This is a genomic window from Ectopseudomonas alcaliphila (genome assembly GCF_900101755.1).
Taxonomy (GTDB): Bacteria; Pseudomonadota; Gammaproteobacteria; order Pseudomonadales; family Pseudomonadaceae; genus Aquipseudomonas; species Aquipseudomonas alcaliphila.
In genome coordinates, this window is record NZ_FNAE01000003.1 from 525502 (window position 1) to 552251 (window position 26750).

The 26750-nt window shown below is 62.0% G+C and carries 23 protein-coding genes; 9 read left to right on the plus strand and 14 right to left on the minus strand.

Annotated elements, in window-relative coordinates; translation table 11 throughout:
- Positions 1-20: 20 nt before the first annotated feature.
- The 4 genes from BLR77_RS14100 to BLR77_RS14115 all read left to right on the plus strand — a co-directional run bounded on the left by BLR77_RS14100 (position 21) and on the right by BLR77_RS14115 (position 3172).
- The gene (locus BLR77_RS14100; protein ID WP_074678771.1) at positions 21-833 is read left to right on the plus strand and encodes an XAC2610-related protein; all 813 of its coding nucleotides are present in this window, start codon (positions 21-23) and stop codon (positions 831-833) included.
- Between the two features lie 116 nt (positions 834-949).
- On the plus strand, positions 950-1498 hold the full coding sequence (locus BLR77_RS14105) for a sigma-70 family RNA polymerase sigma factor (RefSeq protein ID WP_074678773.1): 549 nt from the start codon (positions 950-952) through the stop codon (positions 1496-1498).
- Positions 1495-2208, plus strand: a complete 714-nt coding sequence (locus BLR77_RS14110; RefSeq protein WP_074678775.1) for an anti-sigma factor — start codon at positions 1495-1497, stop codon at positions 2206-2208. Before BLR77_RS14105 ends, BLR77_RS14110 begins: the two co-directional genes overlap by 4 nt.
- 184 nt (positions 2209-2392) lie before the next feature.
- Positions 2393-3172, plus strand: a complete 780-nt coding sequence (locus BLR77_RS14115; protein ID WP_074678777.1) for a DUF4394 domain-containing protein — start codon at positions 2393-2395, stop codon at positions 3170-3172.
- A gap of 60 nt (positions 3173-3232) precedes the next feature.
- On the opposite strand, the gene BLR77_RS14120 is transcribed toward BLR77_RS14115, so the two are convergent.
- The 7 genes from BLR77_RS14120 to BLR77_RS14150 form a co-directional block, all read right to left on the minus strand.
- Positions 3233-4021 carry a dienelactone hydrolase family protein gene (locus BLR77_RS14120; RefSeq protein WP_074678779.1) on the minus strand — a complete coding sequence of 263 codons (789 nt, stop codon included), beginning with the start codon at positions 4019-4021 and terminating at the stop codon, positions 3233-3235.
- A gap of 95 nt (positions 4022-4116) precedes the next feature.
- Positions 4117-5121 (minus strand): response regulator, encoded by a 1005-nt coding sequence (locus BLR77_RS14125; RefSeq protein ID WP_074678781.1) that lies wholly within the window; start codon positions 5119-5121, stop codon positions 4117-4119.
- Positions 5118-8759, minus strand: coding sequence for a PAS domain S-box protein (locus BLR77_RS14130; protein ID WP_238380571.1), 3642 nt, complete (start codon positions 8757-8759; stop codon positions 5118-5120). Before BLR77_RS14130 ends, BLR77_RS14125 begins: the two co-directional genes overlap by 4 nt.
- A 187-nt stretch (positions 8760-8946) precedes the next feature.
- Positions 8947-10845 carry a molecular chaperone HtpG gene (gene htpG, locus BLR77_RS14135; RefSeq protein WP_074678785.1) on the minus strand — a complete coding sequence of 633 codons (1899 nt, stop codon included), beginning with the start codon at positions 10843-10845 and terminating at the stop codon, positions 8947-8949.
- 157 nt (positions 10846-11002) lie between these two features.
- Positions 11003-12250 carry an MFS transporter gene (locus BLR77_RS14140; RefSeq protein ID WP_074678787.1) on the minus strand — a complete coding sequence of 416 codons (1248 nt, stop codon included), beginning with the start codon at positions 12248-12250 and terminating at the stop codon, positions 11003-11005.
- A gap of 69 nt (positions 12251-12319) precedes the next feature.
- Positions 12320-12766, minus strand: a complete 447-nt coding sequence (locus BLR77_RS14145) for a PaaI family thioesterase (RefSeq protein ID WP_074678789.1) — start codon at positions 12764-12766, stop codon at positions 12320-12322.
- Positions 12763-13242: a PaaI family thioesterase gene (locus tag BLR77_RS14150; RefSeq protein ID WP_074678935.1), complete on the minus strand. Its 480-nt coding sequence runs from the start codon at positions 13240-13242 to the stop codon at positions 12763-12765. The genes BLR77_RS14145 and BLR77_RS14150 overlap by 4 nt, the downstream gene beginning before the upstream one ends.
- 182 nt (positions 13243-13424) lie before the next feature.
- Between BLR77_RS14150 and BLR77_RS14155 the strand changes: the two genes are divergently transcribed.
- On the plus strand, positions 13425-13679 hold the full coding sequence (locus tag BLR77_RS14155) for a hypothetical protein (RefSeq protein WP_074678937.1): 255 nt from the start codon (positions 13425-13427) through the stop codon (positions 13677-13679).
- Positions 13680-13723: 44 nt separating this feature from the next.
- On the opposite strand, the gene BLR77_RS14160 is transcribed toward BLR77_RS14155, so the two are convergent.
- The 5 genes from BLR77_RS14160 to BLR77_RS14180 form a co-directional block, all read right to left on the minus strand.
- Positions 13724-14119, minus strand: a complete 396-nt coding sequence (locus BLR77_RS14160; RefSeq protein WP_074678791.1) for an MAPEG family protein — start codon at positions 14117-14119, stop codon at positions 13724-13726.
- Positions 14116-14850, minus strand: coding sequence for a DUF599 domain-containing protein (locus BLR77_RS14165; RefSeq protein WP_074678793.1), 735 nt, complete (start codon positions 14848-14850; stop codon positions 14116-14118). The genes BLR77_RS14160 and BLR77_RS14165 overlap by 4 nt, the downstream gene beginning before the upstream one ends.
- Before the next feature lie 105 nt (positions 14851-14955).
- Positions 14956-16272, minus strand: coding sequence for a branched-chain amino acid transport system II carrier protein (gene brnQ / locus BLR77_RS14170; RefSeq protein ID WP_074678795.1), 1317 nt, complete (start codon positions 16270-16272; stop codon positions 14956-14958).
- A gap of 373 nt (positions 16273-16645) precedes the next feature.
- A complete protein-coding gene (cysS, locus tag BLR77_RS14175; RefSeq protein WP_074678797.1) occupies positions 16646-18031 on the minus strand; it encodes a cysteine--tRNA ligase in 1386 nt (461 codons plus the stop codon).
- On the minus strand, positions 18032-19696 hold the full coding sequence (locus BLR77_RS14180) for a glutamine--tRNA ligase/YqeY domain fusion protein (RefSeq protein WP_074678799.1): 1665 nt from the start codon (positions 19694-19696) through the stop codon (positions 18032-18034).
- Between the two features lie 160 nt (positions 19697-19856).
- Between BLR77_RS14180 and BLR77_RS14185 the strand changes: the two genes are divergently transcribed.
- Positions 19857-20354 carry a peptidylprolyl isomerase gene (locus tag BLR77_RS14185; RefSeq protein ID WP_074678802.1) on the plus strand — a complete coding sequence of 166 codons (498 nt, stop codon included), beginning with the start codon at positions 19857-19859 and terminating at the stop codon, positions 20352-20354.
- A gap of 4 nt (positions 20355-20358) precedes the next feature.
- Positions 20359-21087 (plus strand): UDP-2,3-diacylglucosamine diphosphatase, encoded by a 729-nt coding sequence (gene lpxH / locus BLR77_RS14190; RefSeq protein ID WP_074678804.1) that lies wholly within the window; start codon positions 20359-20361, stop codon positions 21085-21087.
- Between the two features lie 160 nt (positions 21088-21247).
- On the opposite strand, the gene miaE is transcribed toward lpxH, so the two are convergent.
- Positions 21248-21928: a MiaE family protein gene (gene miaE, locus BLR77_RS14195; protein WP_074678806.1), complete on the minus strand. Its 681-nt coding sequence runs from the start codon at positions 21926-21928 to the stop codon at positions 21248-21250.
- Between the two features lie 157 nt (positions 21929-22085).
- Between miaE and BLR77_RS14200 the strand changes: the two genes are divergently transcribed.
- Positions 22086-22949: a universal stress protein gene (locus BLR77_RS14200; RefSeq protein WP_074678808.1), complete on the plus strand. Its 864-nt coding sequence runs from the start codon at positions 22086-22088 to the stop codon at positions 22947-22949.
- Positions 22950-23009: 60 nt separating this feature from the next.
- Here BLR77_RS14200 and BLR77_RS14205 read toward each other — a convergent pair whose 3' ends face one another.
- Positions 23010-23486, minus strand: coding sequence for a DUF1289 domain-containing protein (locus tag BLR77_RS14205; protein WP_074678810.1), 477 nt, complete (start codon positions 23484-23486; stop codon positions 23010-23012).
- Between the two features lie 542 nt (positions 23487-24028).
- Here BLR77_RS14205 and acnB point away from each other — a divergent pair.
- Entirely contained in the window at positions 24029-26653 is a 2625-nt protein-coding gene (acnB, locus tag BLR77_RS14210; protein ID WP_394328056.1) for a bifunctional aconitate hydratase 2/2-methylisocitrate dehydratase, read from the plus strand.
- Positions 26654-26750: the final 97 nt, after the last annotated feature.

Genomic DNA, 26750 nt, shown 5'->3' on the forward strand with positions numbered 1-26750 from the left:
GTTCGCAAAGGATTGCCATCTTGCCCCTGTATCGCCCCCTCGCAGGCCTGTTGCTGTTGCCCTTCTTCGCCGCGGCCGAACTGCCCGAGCTCGAGCCGGAACCCGGACTACGCAGCCTGGTTGAAAAACACGGCGAGCGCTATGTTCTGCTGCAACCAGACGGCAACCCGCTCGCACTGAGCATCCCCGAAGGCAACGAGATAGAGGCACCGAGCTTCGAGGTCGACGATTACGATTTCGATGGTCACCCCGATCTGGCCATCCGCGTGCCGGTGGGAATGGTCAATTCCGTTTACCACCTCTACCTGTATCGCCCCGTACTGCGCCGCTTCGAGCGGCTGCACATGCCGTCCGAACTGATGGAGCGCGCCAATTGCTCGGAGCTTTCGCAATTGCAACCCGACAAGGCACAGCGCGCCCTTTACAGCCACTGCCGCAGCGGACCGCGCTGGTACTACGACGCCTACCGCTTCGATGAGTCCGGCGCCCCCTGGCTGTACAAGACGCTGCATGTACGTCACGACTATGATCCGGATGCACCTGTGTTTTTCCCTGTGTTCGAGAAGACACTCGACCCTCAGGGCCGGATCATCGCCAGCCGCGCGCTCGACGATGGTGACCAGCCGCTCACCTGGACTGTGCCCGCCCCACGCCTTCACCTTCACGAACGACCGGAAGAAACCAGCCGGAGCAAGGCTTACCTGATCGCAGGGGACGTCTGCGAGGTACTGGATCAGCAGGGACGCTGGCTACAGATTCGCTACGCCTCGCGCAAAGGCCCGCTGGAGCGCTGGGTTTCCCTCGACGAGGCCTATGCCCAGGGTCAGCCCTGAAGCGCGCCACTGGCTGCGCCCAAGAACGTCGCAGTTTTTTGTTACCTGTGCGTGATCCGGAAGCGCAGTAGCCGGGTATAAGCTGCATGCGGATTTTTCAGGCCAACGGATGACCCATGGCAGATCGCGAGTTCGATTACGAAAGTACCTTGGAAGCCTGCGCACGCGGCGACGAACGTGCCTTCCAGACGCTCTATCGGCAAGAGGCCGGTCAATTGCTCGGCCTGGCCATCAGCATGCTCGGCCGCCGTGACATTGCCGAGGACTGCCTGCACGACGCGTTCGTGCGCATCTGGCAGCACGCCGCGCGCTATCGGCGCGAACTGGGCAGCGGCCGCGCCTGGGTACACAGCATCCTGCGCTACCGTGTGCTCAATGCCTTGCGCAGTGGCAACCGGCATGCCGAGGTGGACGATGACTTCATCGAGCGTGTGTTGGACGATAGCCCGCAGGCCGAAGCGCAGGCACTGGAGCAATCCGAGCAGCGCCTGCTGCGTAGTTGCTTGCAGCGCCTGGAAAAGCCGCGCCGCCATCCCATTCTGCTGGCGTTCTACCGTGGCCTGACCCACGAGCAGATCGCCAGCCGCCTGAGTACACCGCTGGGCACCATCAAAGGCCGTATCCGCGCCGGCCTGCGCGCGCTGCAGGAGTGTCTGCAAGCATGATTCCGCACAATCCCGAAGAACGCCGCGCCCTGATCGGCGAATACCTGCTCGGCCTGCTCGACGAGCATGAAGCGGCCGAGGTGCGCCAGTTGCTCGAAGAGGATGAGAGTGCCGCCCGTATGGCCCTGGAATGGGAGCGGCACTTTCTCGAACTGAGCGACCGGCTACCGGCACACGCACCCTCCCCGGCACTCTGGGCGCGTATTCGGCAGAGCCTGGGGCTGCGCGACGAACCACGTCCGGGTCCGCTGACCAATTGGTGGAACAGCCTGCTGACCTGGCGCCTGACGGCCGCCGCACTGGCCGTCGCCCTGCTGGTTGCCGTGCTGATGCCAGTACTGCGCGCCCCGGATCTCGCTGGCGAACGCTATACCGTGGTGCTGCAGCAGCCAGGCGAAGCGGCCAAGCCCGGCTGGGTGATCCAGGTCAGCAGCGATGGCACGCTTTCGCTCGACCCGCTGGTCGCCGATCAGGTCCCCGAGGGCCGCGCCCTGCAGTTCTGGACGCTGATCGACCCAGCCGACGGCCCGCGCTCGCTGGGCCTGGTCGAAGCCGGCCAGCCACTGCGCCTGCCTGCCGAACAGATCGGCGCCGTGCAGGCCGGCCAGTTGTTCGAGCTGACCCTGGAGCCGGCAGGCGGCTCGCCATACAACCGCCCCAGCGGCCCGGTGCTGTATATCGGTCGAGCCGTGCTGGCCAGCGCCAACTGAGTGGGTTGCCGGCCCAACGGCCGGCAACCTTGCAAAGGCCTGATCAGCCTTCGAAAAAAAATTTCATCCGCCGACATCCAACCGCGTTCCTCGCGGGTATAGCTCACAGGTGTTTCGTCGAGGCACCTGCGAAGCCGGCCAGCCGGTTTCGTCTCGATGCTGAAACCTTTTATGAGGAACAACCATGAAACGCATCACTACCCTCTGCACCGCCGGCCTGCTGACTCTGAGCGCAGGTGCCGCCAGCGCCACCGAACTGCTCGCGCTGAGCGCCGACGGCAAGCTGTTCAAGGTCGATGTCGCCAGCCTCAAGGTCACTGCCAGCATGGCTATCAGCGGCGCCAGCGACGTGCGTGGTCTGGACGTACGCCCGGCCAGTGGTCAGCTCTACGCCCTCGGCGGCGGCGATCAGCTCTACACCCTGGATGCCGCCACCGGTGCCGCGACTGCCGGCAGCAAACTGCAAACCGCGCTGACTGGCAGCGGCCAGGCCGTCGTCGACTTCAACCCGGTTGCTGACCGCCTGCGCCTGCTCGGCCCGGACGGCACCAGCCTGCGGGTGAATGTGGATACCGGTGAAGTGGCCGTAGACGGCAAGGTCGCCTATGCCACCGACGGCCCCTACGCAGGCAAGCAACCCAAGGTGGTTGCAGGCGCCTATACCAACGCCTATGCCGGCACACAGAGCACGGCGCTGTACAACATCGACCTGGCCAGCAGCAGCCTGATGCTGCAGAACCCGCCGAACGATGGCGTACAGCAGCTGGTCGGCAAGGTCGCCGACGGTCTCGACGCCGCCGCCATGGACATCGCCAGCGACGGTAAAGGCGGCAACACCGCCTACGTGCTGACCGGCAAGACCCTGCACCAGCTGGATTTGGCCAGCGGCAAACCCACCACCCTGGGTGACGTCGCCGACCTGCCGGACGGCATCATCGATATCGCCGTGCTGCCCGCGAAGTAAGACAAAAAGGCTGCGCCCATCGGGCGCAGCCTTTCGTTCAATGCTTGATGAACCCGGGCATCACTGCTCGGCGAATACCTCATCGAACAGATCGTTCATCGCCTTGAATGCCCGCGCGGCCACCACCGGGTGGTATTCGTTACGTCCCGGCACGTTGGCCTTGGGATTGGTGAACGAGTGCACCGCACCGCCATAGCTCACCAATTGCCAGTCGGTCTTGGCCGCCTTCATCTCGGCGATGAAGCCGTCGACCTGTGCCTGCGGTACGGCGGGATCATCGGCCCCGTGCAGCACCAGTACCGGCGCCTTGATGTTCGTGGCATCGGCCGGGTTGGGTGTATCCAGATTGCCGTGGAAGGACACGAAGCCCTTGAGCGGCGCCCCGGAGCGCGCGAGTTCCAGCACCGTACCGCCACCGAAGCAGAAGCCGATGGCACCCAACTTGTTCAGATCCAGCGCCACCTCGCTGCTCTGCGCCTTGAGCACCTCGACTGCAGCCTGAGCACGCTTGCGCATCAGCGGACGATCTGCGCGCACCGCACCGGCCGCGGCCCCCGCCTCTTCGGCATTGCTGGGGCGAATGGACTTGCCGTACATGTCGGCGAGAAACACCACGTACTTGTCACTCGCAGCATGAGCGGCCTTGGCCACGGTGTCTTCATTCACGCCCATCCAGTTGGGAACGGCGAGCAGGCCCGGACGCGGCGTGGTGACCGAATCGTCGTAAACCAGCACGCCCTCGAAGGCTTCGCCGTCGATTTCATAGGGAATCGTCTTGGTCACGACGGCCGCCTCGGCAAGGCCGGCGAATGCGGCGCACAACAAGGGGACCAGTGTCTTCTTCTGCATGGTGAGGCCTGCACTTGGCAATGGTAGGCCCCTAACAATAGCCCCGCTGTCGATAATGACCAAGTCGAGATGAGGCAGGTTTTAGACAGGAGGTTTCAAGCGGCAGGCTGCTCGGCCCAGCGCTCCCTGATCTGCAGAATCTCGGGCAGGCAAGTGATGAACAACTCGACCAGGCGCGGATCGAAGTGGCGCCCACTCTGTTCACGCAGGAACGCGACCGCCTCCTCCACGGGCCAGGCCGGCTTGTAGGGGCGCACACTGGTCAGCGCATCGAACACGTCGGCGATGGCGACAATTCGGCCTTCGAGGGGAATATCTTCGCCACGCAGGCCGTTGGGGTAACCGCTGCCATCCCACTTCTCATGGTGCGACAGGGCAATGCGTTGCGCCGTGCGCAGCAGCCCCGAGCTGTGTTCACCAATGATCCGCGCGCCGATCTCCACGTGCTGACGCATCACCTGCCACTCGTCCTCGTCCAGCTTGCCCGGTTTGCGCAGCACCGCATCGGGGATGCCGATCTTGCCGACATCGTGCATCGGCGCCGCGTTGAGCAGTTCCTCGGCAGCGCTTTCGCTGAAGCCGGCGGCCAGCGCCAGCACCTTGGAGAAATGGCTCATGCGAATGACGTGCAGACCGGTCTCGTTGTCCTTGTACTCGGCGGCCATGCCCAGACGCTGAACGATCTGCAGGCGGGTCTGCTTGAGCTCATCGACACGTACCAGCGACAGATGAGTGCGCACACGGGCCCGCACGATGGGCGGGCTGATCGGCTTGGTGATGTAGTCCACCGCACCGACCTCGAAACCGCGTGCTTCATCGTCGACATCGCCGAGTGCGGTAACGAAGATCACCGGAATCGTCTTGAGCAGAGAATTGGCCTTGAGCTGCTGACATACCTCGTAGCCGGTCATGCCTGGCATCATCACATCGAGCAGGATCAGGTCGGGCCGTTCACGCTCGGCCATTTCCAGCGCGCGCGCCCCCTCCTTGGCGAACAGCAGGCGATAGTCTTCCTGCAGGATATGGCGCAGCACCTGCAGGTTGGTGGGTTCGTCATCGACCAGCAGCAACAGCGGGCGAGTATCGGCAGCCAGGGTCATGATGGGGTCGTTTCCTCGTCTTGCAGTTGCAGCAACAGTTGATCGAGCGCCAGCAGGGCCTGATCGAAATCGAAGTCATCCAGCGCCTGACGCATATCCTTCAGGACGGCGCCGTAGGCTGTGCCCCTGGTGGCCTGTTCCATGATGGCCAGGGTTTCATCGTCCAGGCCGCCGCGCTGCAGCGTCTGCCGCAGCTGACTGGCCTGCTCACGCAGCGAGCGCAAGTCGACAGCCGAGCTTGCGACCGAAGATACGGCCTGCGGCACCTGCGGCACCACCTCCTTGACAGTCTGTAAGGCCTGTTCGAGCTGCGCGAGCAATGCGCGCAGCTCCTGCTCGTCCTGGGCTTCGAACGCCCGCTCGAGCGACTGCCCTAGGCTGGCCAGGCTGGTCATGGCCAGGTTACCGGCCGCGCCGTGCAGGCGATGTGCGAGGGCCTCGCCCTCGCGCCAGTCGCGTGCGGTGAGCAGCTGGGTGAGACGTGACGCCAGATCATGCTGCTCGCCAATGAAAGCGCTGATCGCCTGAGCCATACGCAACGGCCCGCCCCACAGGCTGCTGCCGCGTACCCAGTCGAACAGCCCAGCGTCGGCAGCACGGGTGGCACTGACCACTGCGCTGGGCACATCGGTCAGGCCGAGCAGACGGGCGATTTCCCACAGCAGTGCGTTGAGATCCAGCGGTTTCGAGGCGAAGCCGTTCATCCCCGAATCCAGCGCGGCCTGACGATCCTGATCGAGCACACTGGCGGTCAGGGCAATGATCGGAATCGGCTCTCGCGCCTCGGCCGCCTCCCACTGACGAATCCGTCGCGAGGCTTCCAGACCGTCGACGCCCGGCATCTGCACATCCATCAGAATCAGATCGAAGCGCTCCTCGGTGAACGCCTGCAGCGCGCCCCCACCATCGGCGACGCAGCGCACACGATGGCCGAAATGCTCCAGGGTCAGTTGCAGCAGCTCGAGGTTTTGCGGCACGTCATCGGCTGCAAGGATGTTCAGCAGGCCCAGCTCCGGCAGCACCGCACGCTGTTGCGAGGCCAGGCGTTTGCCGGCTTGCAGCGGTAACTCGACACTGAAGCAGCTGCCCTGCCCTTCGGTACTCTCAACCCGCAAGCGACCGCCCATCAACTCGACCAGTTGCCGGGAAATCGTCGTACCGAGGCCGGTACCGCCAAAGCGTCGGCTCATCGAGGCATCAGCCTGAGCGAAAGGCTCGAAGATCTTCTCCAGGCGATCGGCTGCGATACCGATGCCGGTGTCTTTCACCGCCAGACGCATCGCGCCCGGCTCCCCCGTCACTTTCAGGCGAACCTCGCCGTGCAAGGTGAACTTGACCGCATTGCCGAGCAGGTTGGTCAGGACCTGTTGCAAACGCAGCGGGTCGCCACAGAAGAACTCATTGGTCGTTGCCGGGTAGTCCAGATGCAGCTGCAAGCCTTTGCTTTCAGCCGTCAGCCGCTGCGTTGCGAGCACCTGCTCGCACAGTTCGCGCAGGGAGAAATCCAGTTGTTCCAGTTCGATGGCACCCCGGTCGAGCTTGGCCGTGTCGAGGATGTCATTGAGCAAGCCCAACAGCGAACGCGACGAATGCTGCACGGTGCTCAGATGGCGACGTTGCTCGCTGGAAAGCGGCGTTTCCAGCAGCAGATCGGTGAAGCCGATGATGGCGTTCATCGGCGTACGGATCTCATGGCTCATGTTGGCCAGGAAGCTGCTGCGTGCGGCAGCGGCGGCTTCGGCGCGGTCACGGGCAGCTCGCAGATCCTGCTCCATCACGCGACGCGGGGTCAGATCGGTCGCCAGCTTGACCACTTTGAACGGCTTGCCATCGGTATCGAGGATCGGGTTGTAGCTGGCCTGAATCCACACCTCCCGGCCGCCTTTGCCGATGCGCCGGTACTCGCCCGTACGCAAGTTCCCCGCACGCAGCTCCGCCCAACCCTGGCGATAGGCGTCGCTGGCAACCAGCTCAGGGGCGCAGAACATGGCATGGTGATGACCGACCACTTCGTCCTTGTCGTAACCAAACAGTGCCAGAGCGTTGTCGTTGATATCGAGGATATTGCCGTCGAGGTCGAATTCGAGCAACGCCATGGCCTTGCTGATCGCCGTCACCTTGCCTTGGTATTCTGCGTTGCGCCGCTTGGTTTCGGTCTGATCGAGCAGAACGCCATCGATCCAGCGCGGCACACCCTTTTCGTCGCAAACCGCGCTACCACTTTCCCATATCCAGTGTTCCGCGCCATCACGGTCGAACAAGCGATATTCGACGGCGTAGTTGCGGCCTTGCTCGATAGCCTGCATCACCTCAGCGGCGACTCGCTGATAGTCGTCCGGGTGATACATATCGGCAATCGAACAGCGGCGACTGATGAAATCCTCTGCACTCCAACCGGTGAGGGGCTGCACCGCATCGCTGATAAATATCATGGTCCAGTCTTGATCCAGCGTGCAGCGGAACGACACCCCGGGAATGTTGCTGATCAACGAGCGGTACTGCTGCTCGCTGTCACGCAGGGCCTTCTCCATGGCCTGTCTTTCGCTGATATCGGCGACGAATACCACGAACAGCGGACGGCTGCCGGAATGGGTGATGCCAACGCTGATGCGCACCGATTTCTCTTCGCCGTCACGGGTCACACACAGCAGTTCCTGCTCGCCGGCCGGCATCGTCAGGCGCCCCGTTCGGAGGTAGTTGGCCAGCGCCACTTCCACCTGCTCGACATGCCGAGCAGGCATCAGTGAGCGCATGTGCATGCCCACCAGCTCTTGCGGCGTCCAGCCGAATAGACGCGAGACCGCACGATTGGCCGAGCACAAGGTGCCGGTATGGTCGACGGTGATGATGGCATCCAGAGCCGTATCGAAGATCGAGCGCAGATGCTGCTCGCTGGCCTTGAGCTGATGACTCATGCGGCGATAACGCAGCAGCGTATTGGCCGCCACGACGAAGATCGTCAGAGCGACGGTCAGCAGCGTGATGGCAATGGCGATATAACCACTGTCGACTACTGCCATCGGAACCTCGGACTCCGGCGTGCCGACGAAACGCGCCGCAGCCATGCCGGTGTAGTGCATGCCACTGATCGCCAGCCCCATCACCAGGGCGCTGAGCGCAAGCGCCCAGAGCGTCGGCAAACGCCCCTCCAGACCGAAGCGCACCCACAACGCCAGAATGGCCAGGGCAACGGCAACCACGATGGACAGGGCGAACATCCAGGGGTCATAGCGCAGCAGCGGCGCCATCTGCATCGCCGCCATTCCGCTGTAGTGCATGGTGCCGATACCAGCACCGACCAGCACCCCGCCAACACACAGCTGCAACAGGCTGAGGTCGCGCCGCGCCAGCAGGCTCAGCGCGACCCACGAAGCGGCCAGACTCGGCACCATCGACAGCAGCGTGATACCCAGATCGAAACGCACCGTCGCGCACAACTCGAAGGCGAGCATGCCGAGAAAATGCATGGACCAGATGCCGCCGCCGAGGGCGAGCGAGCCGGTGAAGATGGTGATTTGCCTGGCGAGCGGATGCGAGCTGTCTCGTGCTTCGCCGGCCAGCTGCAGTGCCATGCCGGCAGCGAATACGGCGATGGCCAGTGACAGCAGCACCAGGGAAGTGTCGTAACTACTGAGCACAAGGACACTCGGGTCCGCGCCCATCAAGAAGAACAGCTCGAAAATCGACATACAGCCCCAGGGCACCGGCAGAAAGCCGGCTAATTGCCAGCATCTGAAACGACGGGGCCGGGCTTGTCAAATCCAGCCGATCTATCGCACCCATAGAAAAGCCCGCCGGAGCGGGCTTGTTCTACAGCTTAGCCAATCAGGCAGAGAGTTCCACCAACAGCTTGTTCAGACGCTGCACGTATGCGGCAGGGTCTTTCAGGCTGTCGCCAGCAGCCAAAGCGGCCTGATCGAAGAGAATGTGCGACAGATCGGTGAAGCGATCCTCGTCCGGCTCGGCGTCCAGGCGTTCGATCAGCGGATGTGCGGGGTTGAACTCGAAGATCGGCTTGGCATCCGGCACCTTCTGCCCACTGGCTTCGAGAATCTGGCGCATCTGCAGACCGAGATCCTGCTCACCGATGGCGAGAATCGCCGGCGAGTCGGTCAGTCGATGAGACACGCGAACCTCGGCCACCTGCTCACCCAGCGCCCCCTTGAGGCGTTCGATCAACCCCTCCTTGGCCTTGGCGACTTCTTCCTGGGCCTTCTTGTCCTCTTCCGAGTCCAGTTCACCCAGATCCAGATCGCCACGGGCCACGTCGACGAAATGCTTGCCGTCGAACTCGGTCAGGTAGCTCATCAACCACTCGTCGATGCGATCGGTGAGCAGCAGCACTTCGATACCTTTCTTGCGGAAGACTTCCAGGTGCGGGCTGTTCTTGATCTGGGCAAAACTTTCGCCAGTGAGGAAGTAGATCTTGTCCTGACCTTCCTTGATGCGGCCCAGGTAGTCGGCCAGCGAAACCGATTGCTCGTCGCCTTCGCCGGCGGTGGAGGCGAAACGCAGCAGGCCGGCGATCTTCTCCTTGTTGGCGAAGTCTTCTGCCGGGCCTTCCTTGAGCACCTGACCAAAGGCTTTCCAGAAGGTCTTGTAGTCGTCCGGTTTGTCCTTGGCCAGCTTCTCCAGCATGTCCAGCACACGCTTGGTCAGCGCCGACTTCATCGAATCGATGACCGGGCCGGACTGCAGGATCTCGCGCGAGACGTTCAGTGACAGGTCGTTGGAGTCGACCACGCCCTTGATGAAGCGCAGGTAAAGCGGCAGGAACTGATCGGCCTGATCCATGATGAATACGCGCTGCACATAGAGCTTGAGGCCCTTGGGTGCTTCGCGGTGGTAAAGATCGAACGGCGCACGCCCCGGTACATAGAGCAGCGAGGTGTACTCCAGCTTGCCTTCGACCTTGTTGTGGCTCCAGCTCAGCGGGTTCTCGAAGTCATGGCCGACGTGCTTGTAGAACTCCTGGTACTCCTCGTCCTTGATCTCGGTACGCAGACGAGTCCACAGGGCGCTGGCGCGGTTGACGGTTTCCCACTCGACGTCTGCCGGAGCCTCTTCGCCGTGGTGCTCTTTCGGTAGCTCGATCGGCAGCGCGATATGATCGGAGTACTTCTTGACGATGTTGCGCAGGCGCCAGCCGTCGGCGAACTCTTCTTCGCCGCTTTTCAGGTGCAGAACGATGCGGGTACCGCGCTCGGCTTTTTCGACGGTGGCGACTTCGAACTCGCCCTCACCTTTCGAGGACCAGTACACGCCTTCGCTGGCCGGGCTACCCGCACGACGACTGAATACCTCGACCTGATCGGCAACGATGAATGCCGAATAGAAGCCCACACCGAACTGACCGATCAGGTGCGAATCCTTCTTCTGGTCGCCGGAGAGATTCTTCAGGAAGTCGGAAGTACCGGATTTGGCGATGGTACCCAGATGCGCAATGATTTCCTCGCGGCTCATGCCGATGCCGTTGTCTTCGAGGGTGACGGTCTTGGCATCCTTGTCGAAGGACAGGCGGATCTTCAGTTCAGCGCCGCCTTCGAGCAGCTCCGGCTTGGCCAGCGCTTCGAAACGCAGCTTGTCAGCGGCGTCGGAAGCGTTGGAGATCAACTCGCGCAGGAAGATTTCCTTGTTCGAGTACAGGGAATGGATCATCAGGTGAAGCAGTTGCTTCACCTCGGTCTGGAAGCCCAGGGTTTCTTTTTGAGTTTCCACACTCATGGTCTGCTAACTCCATCTGTAGGACAGGAACCGCTATCGCGGCGATGACCTACAGATGGGGCCTGCTGGATGAATTTCAAGGGCTTGGAGCAGGCGCATCATCGTCTCGGGCAGGTAAAAACCATCCGCAAGCCGAATATGGCGGGTTGCAGCCGCCCTACGGCTCCAGCAGTTCCAGGCGACCGATTTCTTCCGGCTTGAAGCTGAAGCTGGCCTGGCCGCCGCCACTGCCCATCTGCTGGCTGAGGCGAATGCTGCCATCACTGTCGATACCGACGAAACGCCCCTCCACCATGCCACCACTGGCGCGACTCAGACGCATGCTGAGGTTGCGGTACTGCTCCGGGTTGCGCTGCAAACGCGCCAGGCTGAAGCGCTGACGACGGTCGACCGGACGACTCAGGCGCTCCTCGACAGCGATCGTTTCAGTTTGTTGCGCCGGTTGCTTGGCTGCAACGGAGGGCAATGCCGGGAAGCGATCGCCATCCACCGTCCAGCCTTGCTCGGGGCGCTTGTGCAACCGAACTGGCAGGCGCTCGCTACGCCCGTCGATCTGCGCGTCGACCTGCAACTCCAGGGTATCGCCCTCGAAGGTGAACACCGGCAGTTTCAGTTCACGCACATCGCGCGTGGCAAAACGCCGTTGCAGGTAGTCCTGGAGGAGATGGGCGATGGTGTCGTGCGAATCGAAGTGCGCATCGACCTGACCATCGACATAGCGCAGGCGATCACGATACAGCTCGACCCGACCACTCAGGCTGGTCTTGAAGCGTGGCGGCATGACCAGGTGGAAATCGCCGACCAGACGATTCGGTTCCTGCGGCTGCAGGTCCAGATGCAGGGTGTAGCCGCGGCTCAGGCGACGCGCCTCGGGCAGATCCTGCTCCGGCAACAGCCAGCTCAGTTCGACCTCTGGCAGGTTACCGCTGTCCTGGGGCAATACGTCGATACGCACCGGACCTTCGACTGGCTGCGGCAGGCGGATGCTCAATTCGCGCAGGGCGAAGAAATCCAGGCCCTCGCGCAGTACCAACACACCATCGATCAGCTCACCCTGCTGGGGGCGAAAGGGCTGGCCGTTGAGCTCACCGGCCAGATTGATGGCCAGTTCTGCCGGCACCTGCACCTCGGGCTTGAGCCAATCCAGGCGGACTATCGCCGCCAGACGCTCAGCATCCTTGCTGGCCAGCAAGGTGAGACCTACCACCAGGGGAATCACACCGAGCCCGATCAGAGTGACCGCGCTACGCGCTCGCCTCCAGTGGCGCACCACGTAGATCAAGGTGATCGGTGGGAGCAGACTGCCCCAGCCCCACAACAGACTGGTGGCGAACGCCCGCATGACCAGCCATACCAGGCCGGCCAGCATCAGCACCAGGCCACCAATTATCAGCAACGCATCCATCTACAGGGTCCTTGTCATGATTTCGCTGCGCTGCCGATCCGCTGCAACTGCCGGGCAAGTCTCAACGACTCAGGGCTCATCGACCTTGAAGTGGGCACGGGCGGTGGCAATCGGTTCGGCCTGCTTGGTCTGCCAGGCGGTGATAGCCACATTGGCCACCCGACGCCCCTGACGCCAGACCTGGCATTGCGCATAGGTGTCACGATAATGGCCGGCGCGCAGGTAATCTATCGAGAAGTCGATGATTTTGGGTAAATGTGGAATGCCCATGAACATCAACAGATGGAGCATGGCTGCATGTTCCATGAAACCAGCGATTACACCGCCATGTAGCGCTGGTAGCACCGGGTTACCGATACAGTCGCGGTTGGCTGGCAAGCGAAAGACCATGTCATCGCCCAGGCGCAGACACTCGATGCCCAGCAGCTTGGCGTAGGGAATCAGGTTGATCAGCGGGTCGTAATCGTTCTGCTGGTGCGCACGCGCCACCAATTGCTCCAGATTCAGCTCGCTCATGCGCCACCGCCTTGCTGGATCGTCTGTTTCAGATCACCACCGCCCTGCCCAGCCTTGCCCATGCGCATGAAGGTACCGACCACATGGGCAATCGGCTGCTCGGGGTCGTCCTGATAGGCATAGCCGCGGGTGAAGATGACGTTGTGAGTGACTCGATAGCACTCGGCGAAACCGAAGACGTCCTTGCCCGGCTCGGCCGGGTGCATGTAGTCGATGCGCAGATCGAGGGTCGGGCAGATCTCGAACTCCGGCAGTACGCAGACCGTGGAGATACCGCAGGTGGTGTCCATCAGCGTGGTGATAGCTCCACCGTGGATCACACCGGTGTCCGGGTTGCCGACGATATGCGCGCCATAGGGCAGGCGCAAGGTCAGGCCACGGCTGTCGCCCCCCTGCACGCTCATGCCCAGAACCTGGCAATGGCGCAAGGCAGAAAGAAAGCGCTGAGCGCGCTCGAGGATGATGTTTTCCGACATGACTGCGACCTGGACGGGGGTAAATGCGATAAGGCCGCGCATGATACCTTGCGCCACGCTGTGCTTCAGCACCGGTGCAGTCTGGTGTGCGGACAGCCGCGCCTGCCCAAGCAGTTGAACTTAATGTAAAACATGAAGTTCAAAGCCCTATGAATGACGAAGCCATACATGGAGGCTCAATGATGAAAAAGACTCTGCCGTTTGCCCTGCTTCTGGTTGCAGGCCTTGCACTCGCCGCCTGCGACAATAAGGAAGAGGAAAAATCCCAGGCTCCAGTCGCGCCCGCGACGGAAGCTCAGCCCGCAGCCCCCAATCCGGAACCGCCGCTGCCGGAGACCAATGAGCCGATGCCGCAGGACGACATGCCGGACACTGACGAGCCGGGTGCCAATGCTCCGCTCAGCTCACCGGAAGGACAACCCGAGCAGAACCAGTAAGGTTCAACCTCGCGTAAACGAAGGCCCGCAATGCGGGCCTTCTTTCATTTCAGCGCCGGGCTGATCATCAGCAGCAGGCTACAGGCCAGGCCCACCACCCATACCAGACTGCGCTGCCAGTGCAGGTCCCACCAGTAGAACAGCAGGTACAGCACGCGGCTGATAACGAACGTAATCGCCAGAATGTCGATCAGAAAGCCGTAGGTCTGTGTGGTGTGTGCCATCAACACACCAACCGCGAACAGCGGGAAGGCCTCGATGCTGTTCAAATGCGCCGCCAGGGCACGCGCGCCGAAACCCGTTAGACGCGCCTGCTGGGCGCGCGGATGATGGTTGTCGTACCGACCACCACCCTCCTTGGCCATGGCCTTTGCCAGGGGAGCCTTGGCGATGAAGATCAACAAGGCGCTGATGAAGACGCACCAGAACGGAATGCTCATTCACTCTTCTCCTTGGCCACATCGGCGGCCGGCGTTGGGGTATAGACCATCACTTCCAGCACATCCGAATGGAACTCACGGCGATACAGCACCACCACCACGCCGGCAGTCACCAGCATGAAGAACCAGGGGTTGATGAACCACGCCAGGGTCGCCATACCGAAATAGTAGGCGCGCAAACCGAAGTTGAACTGGTTGGCGGCCATCGAGATCACCCGTGCCGTGCGCTCTGCGAAAGCCTTGCGCTCCTGTTCGGTGACATGACGCTCCCCCACCATCGGCGCCGAACCCACCAGCACCGCTGCGAAGTTGTACTGGCGCATGCACCAGCTGAAGGTGAAGAAGGCATAGACGAAGATGATGCCCAGGCACAGCAGCTTGATCTCGGATAGACCCCGGCTGGCCTGTTGCACGAAGGGAATGTCGGCCAGCAGCGACAAGGCGCGGTCGGAGGCACCCAGCACGGTGAGGATACCGGCCAGAATAATCAGCGTGCTGGAGGCGAAGAACGAGGCGTTGCGCTCGAGGTTACCGATCACGTTGGCGTCGGCAATGCGATTGTCACGCAGCAGCATGCGGCGCATCCAGTCCTCACGGTACAGGTGCAGGACGCTGGCCAGGCAGGGAGTGGTTTGCGCCTTCAAGGAGGCATAGCGGGTGTAGCCGCCCCAACACAGAACGAACCACAGTGCGGCCAGGAAATGAGGCAGATACGGATAGCTGTTGAGCATGCCAACTCCTTGTAAGACTGCTGCGGATTATAGCCAGGCTGCCTGTTTTCTTGTTCGACAAAAAAGGCCGCCTCGTGGGCAGCCTTGTTTTGTTTCGAGCGCGTTTTACGCAGTGGTAGCGCTCTGACGCATCCCCAGGATACGGTCCAGCACCACCACCAGAACCAAGGTCACCGCCACCGGCAACAACCAGCCCAGGCTCTGACCGGCCAGGGGCAGTTGCCCGAACCAGGCTGGAACCTTGTCGGCCCAGGGGGTAGCGGCAACACCGTCGGCAACGCCGAAGATCAGCGTAACGGCCATCACGGGCACGAAAACCAGCGACTGGGAAACCCACAGGCGATTGGCCAGGCTCAGCGCAACCAGAACGATAGCCAGCGGATACAGGCCCACCAGCACCGGAATGGAGAAACTGATCAGTTGGGTCAGGCCCTGATTGGCCACCACCAGGCTGAACAGGCCGAAAACGATTACCACCGTGCGATAGGAAACCGGCAGCAGCTTGCTGAAGAACTCGCCGCAGGCAGTCAACAGGCCAACCGCCGTGGTCAGACACGCCAGGGTGATGACCACCGCCAGCAGCAGGCTGCCGGTGGTGCCGAAGGTGTGCTGCACATAGGTGGTCAGCACCTGCACGCCGTTTTGCGCATCACCCGCGATGCCCTGGCTGGTAGCGCCGAGATAGAACAGCGCCAGATACACCAGCGACAGGCCGATGGCCGCGATAACGCCCGCGATCACCGAATAACGGGTCACCAGGCCTGCATCACTGACACCGCGGTCGCGAATGGCGCTTGCGATAACGATGCCAAACACCAGTGCGCCGAGGGTATCCATGGTCAGGTAGCCCTGCAGGAAGCCCTGCACCAGAGGCGCCTCGCGGTAGCTGTCGGCAACCACGCCAATCTCGCCAGCCGGCGCGAACAGCGCAGCGCCGCCCAACACCAGCAGTGCGGCCAGCAACACCGGAGTGATGAACTTGCCAATACGGTCGACCAGTCGACCGGGGTTGAGTGACAGAAACAGCACGGCGGCGAAATAGACCAGGGTGTAGATCAGCAGCGGCGCACCCTCGTTACCGGTGAACGGCGCAATGCCCATCTCGAAGGACACCACAGCGGTACGCGGCGTGGCGAACAGCGGTCCGATGGCCAGGTACACCGCGACCGCGAGGACTGCACCCGCCACCTTACCCAGTGGTGCGGTGAGCAGGTCCATACCGCCACCTACACGGGCCAGGGCCACTACAGTCAGAAGCGGCAGGCCGACACCGGTCAGCAGGAAGCCGAGTGCCGCGGGAAGCAGATTCTCCCCAGCGGCGAGGCCGGCGCTAGGCGGGAAAATGATGTTACCTGCGCCGAGAAACAACGCAAAAGTCATGAAGCCGAGGGCCAGGAGGTCCGAGCCTTGCAAACGAGTCATAAAGGGAAGTACCACAAGCAGGAAATCGAAGAGTTGCGGGGGTTTCCTTGAGGGATCGGGGAAACGTCGCCCGAGCGTTTGGCTCGAACCACTGCAGGCATCGCCAGGCGCTTGTGGCGCCACGGACACGATAAGGCGCGCATACTAACGAAAAGCACCCTTCAGCAGCACAGTTGCCGGACGAGCTGTCGAACTGGCGTAACTGACTGTCGCATCGGCAAAAATTATCGTAAATCTGACCGCCACACTTGCGGCGCTCATCCGCCGCCGTGTGAATCGCTCGCCACGGGGCCAGGCCGCCCGATCACAGCGCAAAAGACAGCCGAAACGACAAAGGCCGCTCGAAAGCGGCCTTTGTCGTTGAGCACACGGCTTACTCGGCCAGGCGCCAGGTGGTGCCGCCCTTGCCGTCTTCCAGCACCACGCCCATGGCGGTGAGCTGATCGCGGATGCGGTCGCTTTCTGCCCAGTTCTTGTCGGCGCGCGCCTGCAGACGCGCGGCGATCAGTGCATCCACCTGCGCCGCATCGACCTTGCCGGCAGCGCCAGCCTGGAGGAAGGCTTCCGGTTCGAGCTGCAGCACGCCAAGCACGCTGGCCAATTGCTTGAGCTGGGCAGCCAGGCCAGCAGCGGCCTGTACGTCCGACTCACGCAGGCGGTTGACCTCGCGAATCATCTCGAACAGCACAGCGCAGGCTTCCGGCGAGTTGAAATCGTCGTCCATGGTCGCGCCGAAGCGCTCCACATACGCCTCGCCACCGGCAGGCGCTGCTTCCGGCAAACCTTTCAGGCCGTTGTAGAAACGCTCCAGGGCGCCCTTGGCTTCCTTGAGGCTTTCTTCCGAATAGTTGATCGGGCTGCGGTAATGGCTGGACACCAGCAGGTAGCGCACCACCTCCGGGTGGTACTTCTCCAGCACCTCGCGAATGGTGAAGAAGTTGCCCAGGCTCTTGGACATCTTTTCGCCATCGACGCGCACTGCGCCAGCGTGCATCCAGGCATTGGCGTACTGCTTGCCAGTGGCCGCCTCGCTCTGCGCGATCTCGTTCTCGTGGTGCGGGAACACCAGATCCGGGCCACCACCATGGATGTCGAAGGTCTCGCCCAGGCAGCAGGTGGACATCACGGAGCACTCGATGTGCCAACCCGGACGCCCCTTGCCCCAGGGCGAATCCCAGCTCGGTTCGCCCGGTTTGGCGCCTTTCCACAACACGAAGTCCAGCGGGTCTTCCTTGATTTCGTCGACTTCGATGCGTGCGCCGATCTTCAGCTCGTCGATCCTGCGGCGCGACAGCTTGCCGTAGGTCTCGAACTTGGTGACGCGGTAGTACACGTCGCCATTGCCCGGCGCATAGGCGTAGCCCTTGTCGATCAAGGTCTGGATCATCTGGTGCATGCCGGCGATGTGCCCGGTGGCACGCGGCTCGATGTCCGGGCGCAGCACGCTCAGGCGCGCTTCGTCTTCATGCATCGCAGCGATCATGCGCTCGACCAGTGCCTCGAACGGCTCGCCGTTCTCCTGCGCGCGCTTGATGATCTTGTCATCGATATCGGTGATATTGCGCACGTAGGTCACGTCATAGCCGCGCTGACGCAGCCAGCGGGTGACCACGTCGAAGGCGACCATCACCCGGGCGTGGCCGATGTGGCAGAAGTCATACACGGTCATGCCGCACACGTACATGCGCACGTGATTGCCTTCCAGCGGTTTGAACGCTTCCTTGACCTTGCTCAGGGTGTTGTAGATGGAGAGCGCCATTTATTGCCCCCAGGAGTCGCGCAGGGTCACGGTACGGTTGAACACCGGCTTGCCTGGCTGCGAATCCTTGTCCAGGCAGAAATAGCCTTCGCGCTCGAACTGGAAGCGATCATCAGCCGTCGCCTGGGCCAGCGATGGCTCGGCGCGGCAACCGGTGAGCACGACCAGCGACTCGGGGTTGATGTTGTCGAGGAAGCTGCCGCCCTCTTCGCTCTTCTCCGGGTTGGCCGAGCGGAACAGGCGGTCGTACAGGCGCACTTCGCACTCGACGCTCTCGGCCGCTGGCACCCAGTGAATCACGCCCTTGACCTTGCGGCCTTCGGGGTTCTTGCCCAGGGTGTTCTCGTCATAGGAGCAGCGCAGCTCGACGATGTTGCCGGCGGCGTCCTTGATCGCCTCGTCGGCGCGGATCACGTAGCTGCCGCGCAGGCGCACTTCGCCGCCCGGGATCAGGCGCTTGAAGCCGTCCGGCGGGGTTTCCTCGAAGTCGCTGGCGTCGATGAAGATCTCGCGGGAGAACGGCAGCACGCGGGTGCCGATGTCCTGCTTGGGGTGACGCGCCAGCTCCAGATTCTCGACCTTGCCCTCGGGGTAATTGGTGATCACCACCTTCAGCGGCTTGAGCACGCACATGGCACGCGCGGCATTGGCATCCAGATCATCGCGAATGGCGAACTCGAGCATGCCGATGTCCACCAGACCACCGGCGCGGTTGACGCCGATCATGTCGCAGAACGCGCGGATCGAAGCCGGGGTATAGCCGCGACGACGGTAGCCGGACAGCGTCGACATGCGCGGGTCGTCCCAACCGTTGACGTGCTTCTCGTCGACCAGCTGCTTGAGCTTGCGCTTGCTGGTGATGGTGTAGTTCAGGTTCAGCCGGGCGAATTCGTACTGACGCGGCTGCGCCGGTACCGGCAGGTTCTCCAGGAACCACTCGTACAGCGGGCGGTGATCCTCGAACTCCAGGGTGCAGATGGAGTGGGTGATGCCCTCGATGGCGTCCGACTGACCATGAGTGAAGTCGTAGCTCGGGTAGATGCACCACTTGTCACCAGTCTGGTGGTGATGGGCGTGGCGGATGCGGTAGAGGATCGGGTCGCGCAGGTTGATGTTCGGCGAAGCCATGTCGATCTTGGCGCGCAGCGAACGGGCGCCGTCCGGGAACTCACCGGCTTTCATACGCGCGAACAGATCGAGGTTCTCTTCCACGGAGCGCTCGCGGAACGGGCTGTTCTTGCCCGGTTCGTTCAGGCTGCCGCGGTATTCACGCATCTCTTCGGCATTCAGGTCGCAGACGAAGGCCTTGCCGGCCTTGATCAGCTCGATGGCCCAGGCATGCAGTTGGTCGAAATAGTTGGAGGCGTAGCGCTCCTCACCGGCCCACTTGAAGCCCAGCCACTCGACGTCGGCCTTGATCGCATCGATGTATTCCTGGTCTTCCTTGGCCGGGTTGGTGTCGTCGAAACGCAGGTTGCACTGGCCGCCGAACTCTTCGGCCAGGCCGAAGTTCAGGCAGATGCTCTTGGCATGGCCGATGTGCAGGTAGCCGTTGGGCTCCGGCGGGAAGCGGGTCACGATCTTGGCGTGCTTGCCGCTGTCCAGATCAGCCTGGACGATGGGGCGCAGGAAGTTGGCAGCTTTTTCGACGGTAGGCTTGCTCATGGTGTCCTTAACAATACTGGCGCGGCACAGGGTAGGCCGCTTCGGGCAAAGTCCGTATCATAACCAACCTGTCAAGCCCCTGACAGGGTGCATGCCACCCTGGCAAGCGCTGTTCACCTCAGAGCCATCGGCTCGAACCTGCCTCATCACGGATACGATCATGATCAAACTGCACACCAACCACGGCGTCATCACCCTGAACCTGTTCGCCGACAAGGCCCCGGAAACCGTGGCCAACTTCGAGCAATACGTGAAGGAAGGCCACTATGACGGCACCATTTTCCACCGCGTAATCGGCAACTTCATGATCCAGGGCGGCGGTTTCGAGCCGGGCATGAAGCAGAAGCCGACCCGCGCACCGATCAAGAACGAAGCCAACAACGGCGTGGCCAACAAGGTCGGCACCGTCGCCATGGCCCGCACCATGGAGCCGCATTCGGCCAGCGCGCAGTTCTTCATCAACGTCGCCGACAACGGCTTCCTCAACCACAGCGCGCCGACCGTACAGGGCTGGGGCTACGCGGTGTTCGGTGAAGTGGTCGAAGGCATGGACGTGGTCGAGAAGATCAAGGGCGTCGCCACCACCATGAAATCCGGCCACCAGGACGTGCCGGTCGACGACGTGATCATCGAGAAGGCCGAAGTCGTAGCCGAGTAAGTCGATGATTCTGCTGATCTCCGATCTGCATCTCGAAGAGAAACGCCCGGATATCACCCGGGCGTTTCTGCATTTTCTCGCCACTCGCGCGCGCCAGGCCGAGACGCTGTACATCCTCGGCGACTTCTTCGAAGTCTGGATCGGCGACGACGGCATGACGCCCTTCCAGCACGAGATCGCCCGTGCCCTGCGCGAGCTGAGCGACGCCGGTACGCGCATCTACCTGATGCATGGCAATCGCGACTTTCTCATCGGCAAGCGCTTCTGCCGTGAGGCCGGCTGCACCCTGCTGAGCGATCCGCACAAGGTGCAGATGAACGGTGAGCCCGTGCTGCTGATGCACGGCGACAGCCTGTGTACCCTGGACGTCGGCTATATGAAGCTACGGCGCTGGCTGCGCAATCCGCTGTCGCTGCTGATTCTGCGCAACCTGCCGTTGAGCACCCGGCAGAAGCTGGCGCGCAAGCTGCGCAACGAAAGCCGCGCACAGACGCGAATGAAAGCCAGCGAGATCGTCGACGTCACACCGGACGAAGTGGTCAAGCTGATGACCGCTTACGGTGTACGTACGCTGATCCACGGCCATACCCACAGGCCGGCGGTGCACGAACTGGACGTGAACGGCCAACCTGCACGACGCATCGTCCTGGGTGACTGGGATCGTCAGGGCTGGGCGTTACAGGTCGATGACGAGGGGTTCAACCAGGCGCCGTTCGAGTTGACGAGCGCCTAACCGTAGCCCGGATGAAATCCGGGGAATTGCCGAAACTCGCCCCGGATTTCATCCGGGCTACGAAAGCCCCACCCTGTTCGACTCGACCTAACCTTGTAGGAGCGGCTTCAGCCGCGAAGGCCACTATACTCCGCGTTCGCGGCTGAAGCCGCTCCTACAATTATTGGAAAACCGCTTCGCGGCTGCTTTCTACAGGCACACCACTATGGAAACGGAACTGCTCATCCGGCGAGGTGATCAGCTCCTGCTCCACCGCACGCACCACCTCGATACGCGCGTCCACGTCGGCTGCATCGCCATACAGGTAGGCGAGCTTGAGATAACCCCGGTAGTGGCGCCCTTCGCTCTCCAGCAGCCCGGCGTAGAACTTGGCCAGTTCAGCATCCAGCCTCGGCACCAGGGCAGCGAAGCGCTCGCAGGAGCGCGCCTCGATGAAAGCACCGACCACCAGCACGTCTACCAGCCGCTCGACCTCGCCACCGCGCAGCAGCGCGCGCAGGCCGGCTGCGTAGCGCGACGCCGAAACATGGCGAACCTCGATGCCACGCCCGCGAATGATCTTGCTCACCTGCTCGAAGTGCACCAGCTCTTCACGGGCCAAACGCGACATTCTCGCGGTCAATTCGGTCTTGGTCAGGTAGCGCCCCATCAGGCTCAGGGCCGTCTGCGCCGCCTTGTATTCCAGGTTGCGATGGTCGAGCAGGAGGATTTCCTGCTGGCGCAGGGCCTCGTCCAGCCAGGCATCAGGCGTGGCGACGCCACCGAGAAACCCGAGAATTTCCTGCAGGATCGACACAGGTTCCTCACCGTTAGTCGGAACATGCTCGGCATTTGACATCATATTTGAAGCGCTCTAGGTGCTGGCGAGGTTGAAAATGGCGGGCCATTATACGAGTGGCAGGCCGGACGACCAGCATGCCGTTGATGCAGGTCAACAAGCCGCTGGCAACGACGCACCTATAGTTGAATAAGCGCTATTCATTCTCAGGGAGACGACCATGCAAGCGATCCGTAGCATTCTGGTGGTGATGGAGCCCCAGCACCCCGAAGGCCTCGCACTGAAGCGGGCAAAACTGATAGCGGGAGTCACCCAGTCGCATCTGCACCTGCTGGTCTGCGACAAGAAAGGCGACCACAGCGCTTGGCTCAACGATCTCAGCAGCACCCTCGGCGAAGAAGGCTTCAGCGTTTCCACCCAGCAGTCCTGGCATGACAACCCGCATCAGACCATCATCGCCGTACAGCAGGCCGAAGGCTGCGGGCTGGTGATCAAGCAACATCTGCCGGACAACCCGCTGAAAAAGGCCCTGCTCACCCCGGAAGACTGGAAACTGCTGCGTTACTGTCCAGGCCCGGTACTGATGGTCAAGACCGAACGCCCCTGGACGGGCGGCAACATCCTCGCCGCCGTGGATGTGGGCAACGCCGATGGCGAGCATCGCACCCTGCACGCCGGCATCATCAGCCATGGCTATGATATCGCCGGCCTGGCCAAAGGCACCTTGCACGTGACCACCGCGCATCCGACGCCAATGCTGTCGGCTGCCGACCCGACCTTCCAGCTCAAGGAAACCATCGAGGCGCGCTACCGCGAGCAGTGCCGCAGCTTCCAGGCCGAGTACGACATCAGCGACGACCGCCTGCATGTGCTCGAAGGCCCAGCCGACGTGGTGATTCCACAGGTTGCCCATCAGTTCAATGCCGCCGTCACGGTGATCGGCACCGTGGCGCGCACCGGGCTTTCCGGGGCACTGATCGGCAACACGGCCGAAGTCATACTCGACGCACTGGAAAGTGATGTACTGGTACTCAAGCCGGACGAAATCATCGCCCATCTGGAAGAACTGGTGGCGCAGCGCTGAGCCAACGGCTGAAACGAAAATGCCGCTCCGGAACGAGCGGCATTTTTACCTGTGCAGAGGCTAGACCCTCAGCTCAAGCCCTTCGCGCAGAAACTTCGGCGCGATGTAGCGCTCGTAGTGCGCTTCAGAGAGCAGGAAGAACTCACGATCGATGGCATCGCGCAGCTCAGGCAGCGCCCAGTTGCGAAACTCGGGCAGCAGCACCATGCCATAGGCTTCCAGCTGATTGATCACCCGAGCGCCCCGCGCGATCAGCTGATAGGCCCAGCAATAAGGCGACTGTTGCGGCACGAAGCGAATCTGCCGCTGCTCCAGCTGACCACGCAGACGTTGTTCATCGAACACTTCCAGCTTGGCGGCCATCACCTGCACCAGCAGCACTTCCAGACGCGTCCAGACGGCGCGCTTCTCGTCGTCGTTGTAACTGTTCCAGTTGATCACCTCATGGTGGAAGCGCTTGCAACCGCGGCACACGACATCGCCGTAAACGGTCGAACACAGCCCCACACAAGGCGTCTTGATGCGCTGATTGGACATGGCAAAACAGAATAGACAGCAGAATGGCCTGGCATCTTAGCCCTTTGTCTAATCCAGATCACCCCTGCCGACAGGCCAGCGAAAACTACCTGCGTTGGCACTACTGCGTTAAAAACGGCCTCAAAATGCTCACTTAGAACAGCTAAATTGCGCTTTTTCGGCCATTTTTGCGGGGCCGCCATCGGTCTTGGGTTGTCTGCCAATCCTTTTTCAGCAGCCTGCCGATACGGGGACATCGGCTTAACTTTATCTGCGCTTTCCATTAGAATCGGCCCGCCTTTTACGGCGCCAATGTCCGTTGGAAGCTGTTTTCAAAGCGTCACGAGCACAGTCGATCCTGCAGGTACGATGGCGGCGCAGCCACTTGGAGTCCCCCCGAGCGTCTGCGTCAGCCCTCATCAGAAACCGTCCTGCCGGCGTAAAACTTTGAAAGCAGCTTCTACAAGAGACTCATGAAACCTCGGCTGATCGGCTCATAAAGTCGAAAAGCGCCTGGTCATGAGTATCTGGATCGCGTCCCGGACAACCCTTTGGGACCACTGATGAGGGTAATAACTGTGCTTGAAGCCTACCGCAAACACGTAGCAGAGCGTGCCGCTCAGGGTATCGTGCCCCAGCCGCTGAACGCCGAACAAACCGCAGGCCTGATCGAGCTGCTGAAAAACCCGCCTGCTGGCGAAGAAGAATTCCTCGTAGACCTGATCACCAACCGCGTACCGCCAGGCGTCGATGAGGCTGCCTACGTCAAGGCTGGTTTCCTCTCTGCCATCGCCAAGGGCGAAGCCACTTCCCCGCTGATCAGCAAGCAACGCGCCGTTGAGCTGCTGGGCACCATGCAGGGCGGCTACAACATCGCCACCATGGTCGAGCTGCTGGATGACGCCGAGCTGGCTGCAGTCGCTGCCGAACAGCTCAAGCACACCCTGCTGATGTTCGACGCCTTCCACGACGTTGCCGAGAAAGCCAAAGCGGGCAATGCTCACGCTCAAGGCGTGCTGCAGTCTTGGGCCGATGGCGAGTGGTTCAAGAAGCGTCCGACCCTGGCTGACAAGATCAGCCTGCGCGTGTTCAAGGTCACCGGCGAAACCAACACCGACGACCTGTCCCCTGCCCCGGACGCCTGGTCGCGCCCTGATATCCCGCTGCACGCCCTGGCCATGCTGAAAATGGCCCGCGAAGGCATCGTGCCTGACGTGCAAGGTTCCATCGGCCCGATGAAGCAAATCGAGCAGATGCGCGGCGAAGGTTTCCCGATCGCCTACGTCGGTGACGTGGTCGGTACTGGCTCTTCCCGCAAATCCGCCACCAACTCGGTGCTGTGGTTCTTCGGCGACGACATTCCGTACGTGCCGAACAAGCGCGCTGGTGGCTTCTGCTTCGGCAGCAAGATCGCCCCGATTTTCTACAACACCATGGAAGACGCCGGCGCCCTGCCGATCGAATTCGATGTGTCGAACATCAACATGGGTGACGTGATCGACCTGTACCCGCATGCCGGCAAGGTCTGCAAGCACGGTACCGATGAAGTCATCACCACCTTCGAACTGAAAACCCCGGTTCTGCTCGACGAAGTGCGCGCTGGCGGCCGTATCCCGCTGATCATTGGCCGTGGTCTGACCGACAAAGCCCGCGCTGAGCTGGGCCTGGGCCCAACCGATCTGTTCAAACTGCCGGAAGCCCCGGTCGATACCGGCAAGGGTTACACCCTGGCACAGAAGATGGTCGGCAAGGCCTGCGGCCTGCCGGAAGGCAAAGGCGTACGTCCGGGCACCTACTGCGAACCGAAGATGACCACCGTCGGTTCCCAGGACACCACTGGCCCGATGACCCGCGACGAGCTGAAAGACCTGGCTTGCCTGGGCTTCTCCGCTGACCTGGTCATGCAGTCGTTCTGCCACACCGCGGCTTATCCGAAGCCAATCGACGTCACCACCCACCACACCCTGCCGGATTTCATCCGCACCCGTGGCGGCGTGTCCCTGCGTCCTGGCGACGGCATCATCCACAGCTGGCTGAACCGCATGCTGCTGCCGGATACCGTCGGTACCGGTGGTGACTCGCATACCCGCTTCCCAATCGGCATCTCCTTCCCGGCCGGTTCCGGCCTGGTTGCCTTCGCCGCTGCCACTGGCGTAATGCCGCTGGACATGCCGGAGTCGGTACTGGTGCGCTTCAAGGGCAAACTGCAACCGGGCATCACCCTGCGTGACCTGGTGCATGCCATCCCTTACGTGGCCATCCAGAAAGGCCTGCTGACCGTCGAGAAGAAAGGCAAGAAGAACATCTTCTCCGGCCGCATCCTCGAGATCGAAGGTCTGGACGAGCTGACCGTCGAGCAAGCGTTCGAGCTGTCCGACGCCTCCGCCGAGCGTTCCGCCGCGGGTTGCACCATCAAGCTGCCGGAAAAGGCGATTGCCGAGTACCTGCGTTCGAACATCACCCTGCTGCGCTGGATGATCAGCGAAGGCTACGGCGATGCCCGCACCATGGAGCGTCGCGCTCAAGCGATGGAAGCCTGGTTGGCCGATCCGAAGCTGATGGAAGCCGACAAGGACGCCGAGTACGCCGAAATCATCGAAATCGACCTGGCCGACATCAACGAACCGGTGCTCTGCGCACCGAACGACCCGGATGATGCCCGCCTGCTCTCGACCGTTCAGGGCGAGAAGATCGATGAAGTGTTCATCGGTTCGTGCATGACCAACATCGGTCACTTCCGTGCTGCCGGTAAGCTGCTGGATCAGGTCAAGGGTCAGCTGCCGACTCGTCTGTGGCTGTCGCCGCCGACCAAGATGGACGCTCACCAGCTGACCGAAGAAGGCTACTACGGCATCTACGGCAAGGCTGGTGCGCGCATGGAAATGCCGGGCTGCTCGCTGTGCATGGGTAACCAGGCGCGGGTTGAGCCGAACTCGACGGTCGTTTCGACCTCGACCCGTAACTTCCCGAACCGCCTGGGTGACGGCGCCAACGTGTACCTGGCCTCTGCCGAACTGGCAGCAGTCGCTTCGATTCTCGGCAAACTGCCGACCGTCGAGGAGTACATGGAGTACGCGAAGAACATCGACAGCATGGCTGCCGACGTTTACCGCTACCTGAGCTTCGACCAGATCGCCGACTTCCGCGAAGCGGCAGCGAACGCCAAGATCCCGGTCGTTCAGGCCTGATCCAAGCGTCGTAAAAGGAGCCCCGCCTAGTGCGGGGCTTTTTTATGCGCGAGCACAAAGCGTCTTTTGCCACACCCGGCTTGCAGCCGGTGCGCCA

Coding starts and splice junctions, on each gene's coding strand:
- BLR77_RS14145 (WP_074678789.1), bottom strand. CDS start 12,766: ATGAGCGAGCTGAATCTGGAGCAATTGGTGGCGCGTGCGCACCAGCAG.
- BLR77_RS14205 (WP_074678810.1), bottom strand. CDS start 23,486: ATGTCCAATCAGCGCATCAAGACGCCTTGTGTGGGGCTGTGTTCGACC.
- BLR77_RS14165 (WP_074678793.1), bottom strand. CDS start 14,850: ATGCTCAACAGCTATCCGTATCTGCCTCATTTCCTGGCCGCACTGTGG.
- BLR77_RS14150 (WP_074678935.1), bottom strand. CDS start 13,242: ATGTCGGAAAACATCATCCTCGAGCGCGCTCAGCGCTTTCTTTCTGCC.
- BLR77_RS14120 (WP_074678779.1), bottom strand. CDS start 4,021: ATGCAGAAGAAGACACTGGTCCCCTTGTTGTGCGCCGCATTCGCCGGC.
- BLR77_RS14200 (WP_074678808.1), top strand. CDS start 22,086: ATGCAAGCGATCCGTAGCATTCTGGTGGTGATGGAGCCCCAGCACCCC.
- cysS (WP_074678797.1), bottom strand. CDS start 18,031: ATGGCGCTCTCCATCTACAACACCCTGAGCAAGGTCAAGGAAGCGTTC.
- BLR77_RS14105 (WP_074678773.1), top strand. CDS start 950: ATGGCAGATCGCGAGTTCGATTACGAAAGTACCTTGGAAGCCTGCGCA.
- acnB (WP_394328056.1), top strand. CDS start 24,029: ATGAGGGTAATAACTGTGCTTGAAGCCTACCGCAAACACGTAGCAGAG.
- BLR77_RS14140 (WP_074678787.1), bottom strand. CDS start 12,250: ATGGATGCGTTGCTGATAATTGGTGGCCTGGTGCTGATGCTGGCCGGC.
- BLR77_RS14185 (WP_074678802.1), top strand. CDS start 19,857: ATGATCAAACTGCACACCAACCACGGCGTCATCACCCTGAACCTGTTC.
- htpG (WP_074678785.1), bottom strand. CDS start 10,845: ATGAGTGTGGAAACTCAAAAAGAAACCCTGGGCTTCCAGACCGAGGTG.
- BLR77_RS14160 (WP_074678791.1), bottom strand. CDS start 14,119: ATGAGCATTCCGTTCTGGTGCGTCTTCATCAGCGCCTTGTTGATCTTC.
- BLR77_RS14180 (WP_074678799.1), bottom strand. CDS start 19,696: ATGAGCAAGCCTACCGTCGAAAAAGCTGCCAACTTCCTGCGCCCCATC.
- lpxH (WP_074678804.1), top strand. CDS start 20,359: ATGATTCTGCTGATCTCCGATCTGCATCTCGAAGAGAAACGCCCGGAT.
- BLR77_RS14110 (WP_074678775.1), top strand. CDS start 1,495: ATGATTCCGCACAATCCCGAAGAACGCCGCGCCCTGATCGGCGAATAC.
- brnQ (WP_074678795.1), bottom strand. CDS start 16,272: ATGACTCGTTTGCAAGGCTCGGACCTCCTGGCCCTCGGCTTCATGACT.
- BLR77_RS14115 (WP_074678777.1), top strand. CDS start 2,393: ATGAAACGCATCACTACCCTCTGCACCGCCGGCCTGCTGACTCTGAGC.
- BLR77_RS14155 (WP_074678937.1), top strand. CDS start 13,425: ATGAAAAAGACTCTGCCGTTTGCCCTGCTTCTGGTTGCAGGCCTTGCA.
- BLR77_RS14125 (WP_074678781.1), bottom strand. CDS start 5,121: ATGACCCTGGCTGCCGATACTCGCCCGCTGTTGCTGCTGGTCGATGAC.
- miaE (WP_074678806.1), bottom strand. CDS start 21,928: ATGATGTCAAATGCCGAGCATGTTCCGACTAACGGTGAGGAACCTGTG.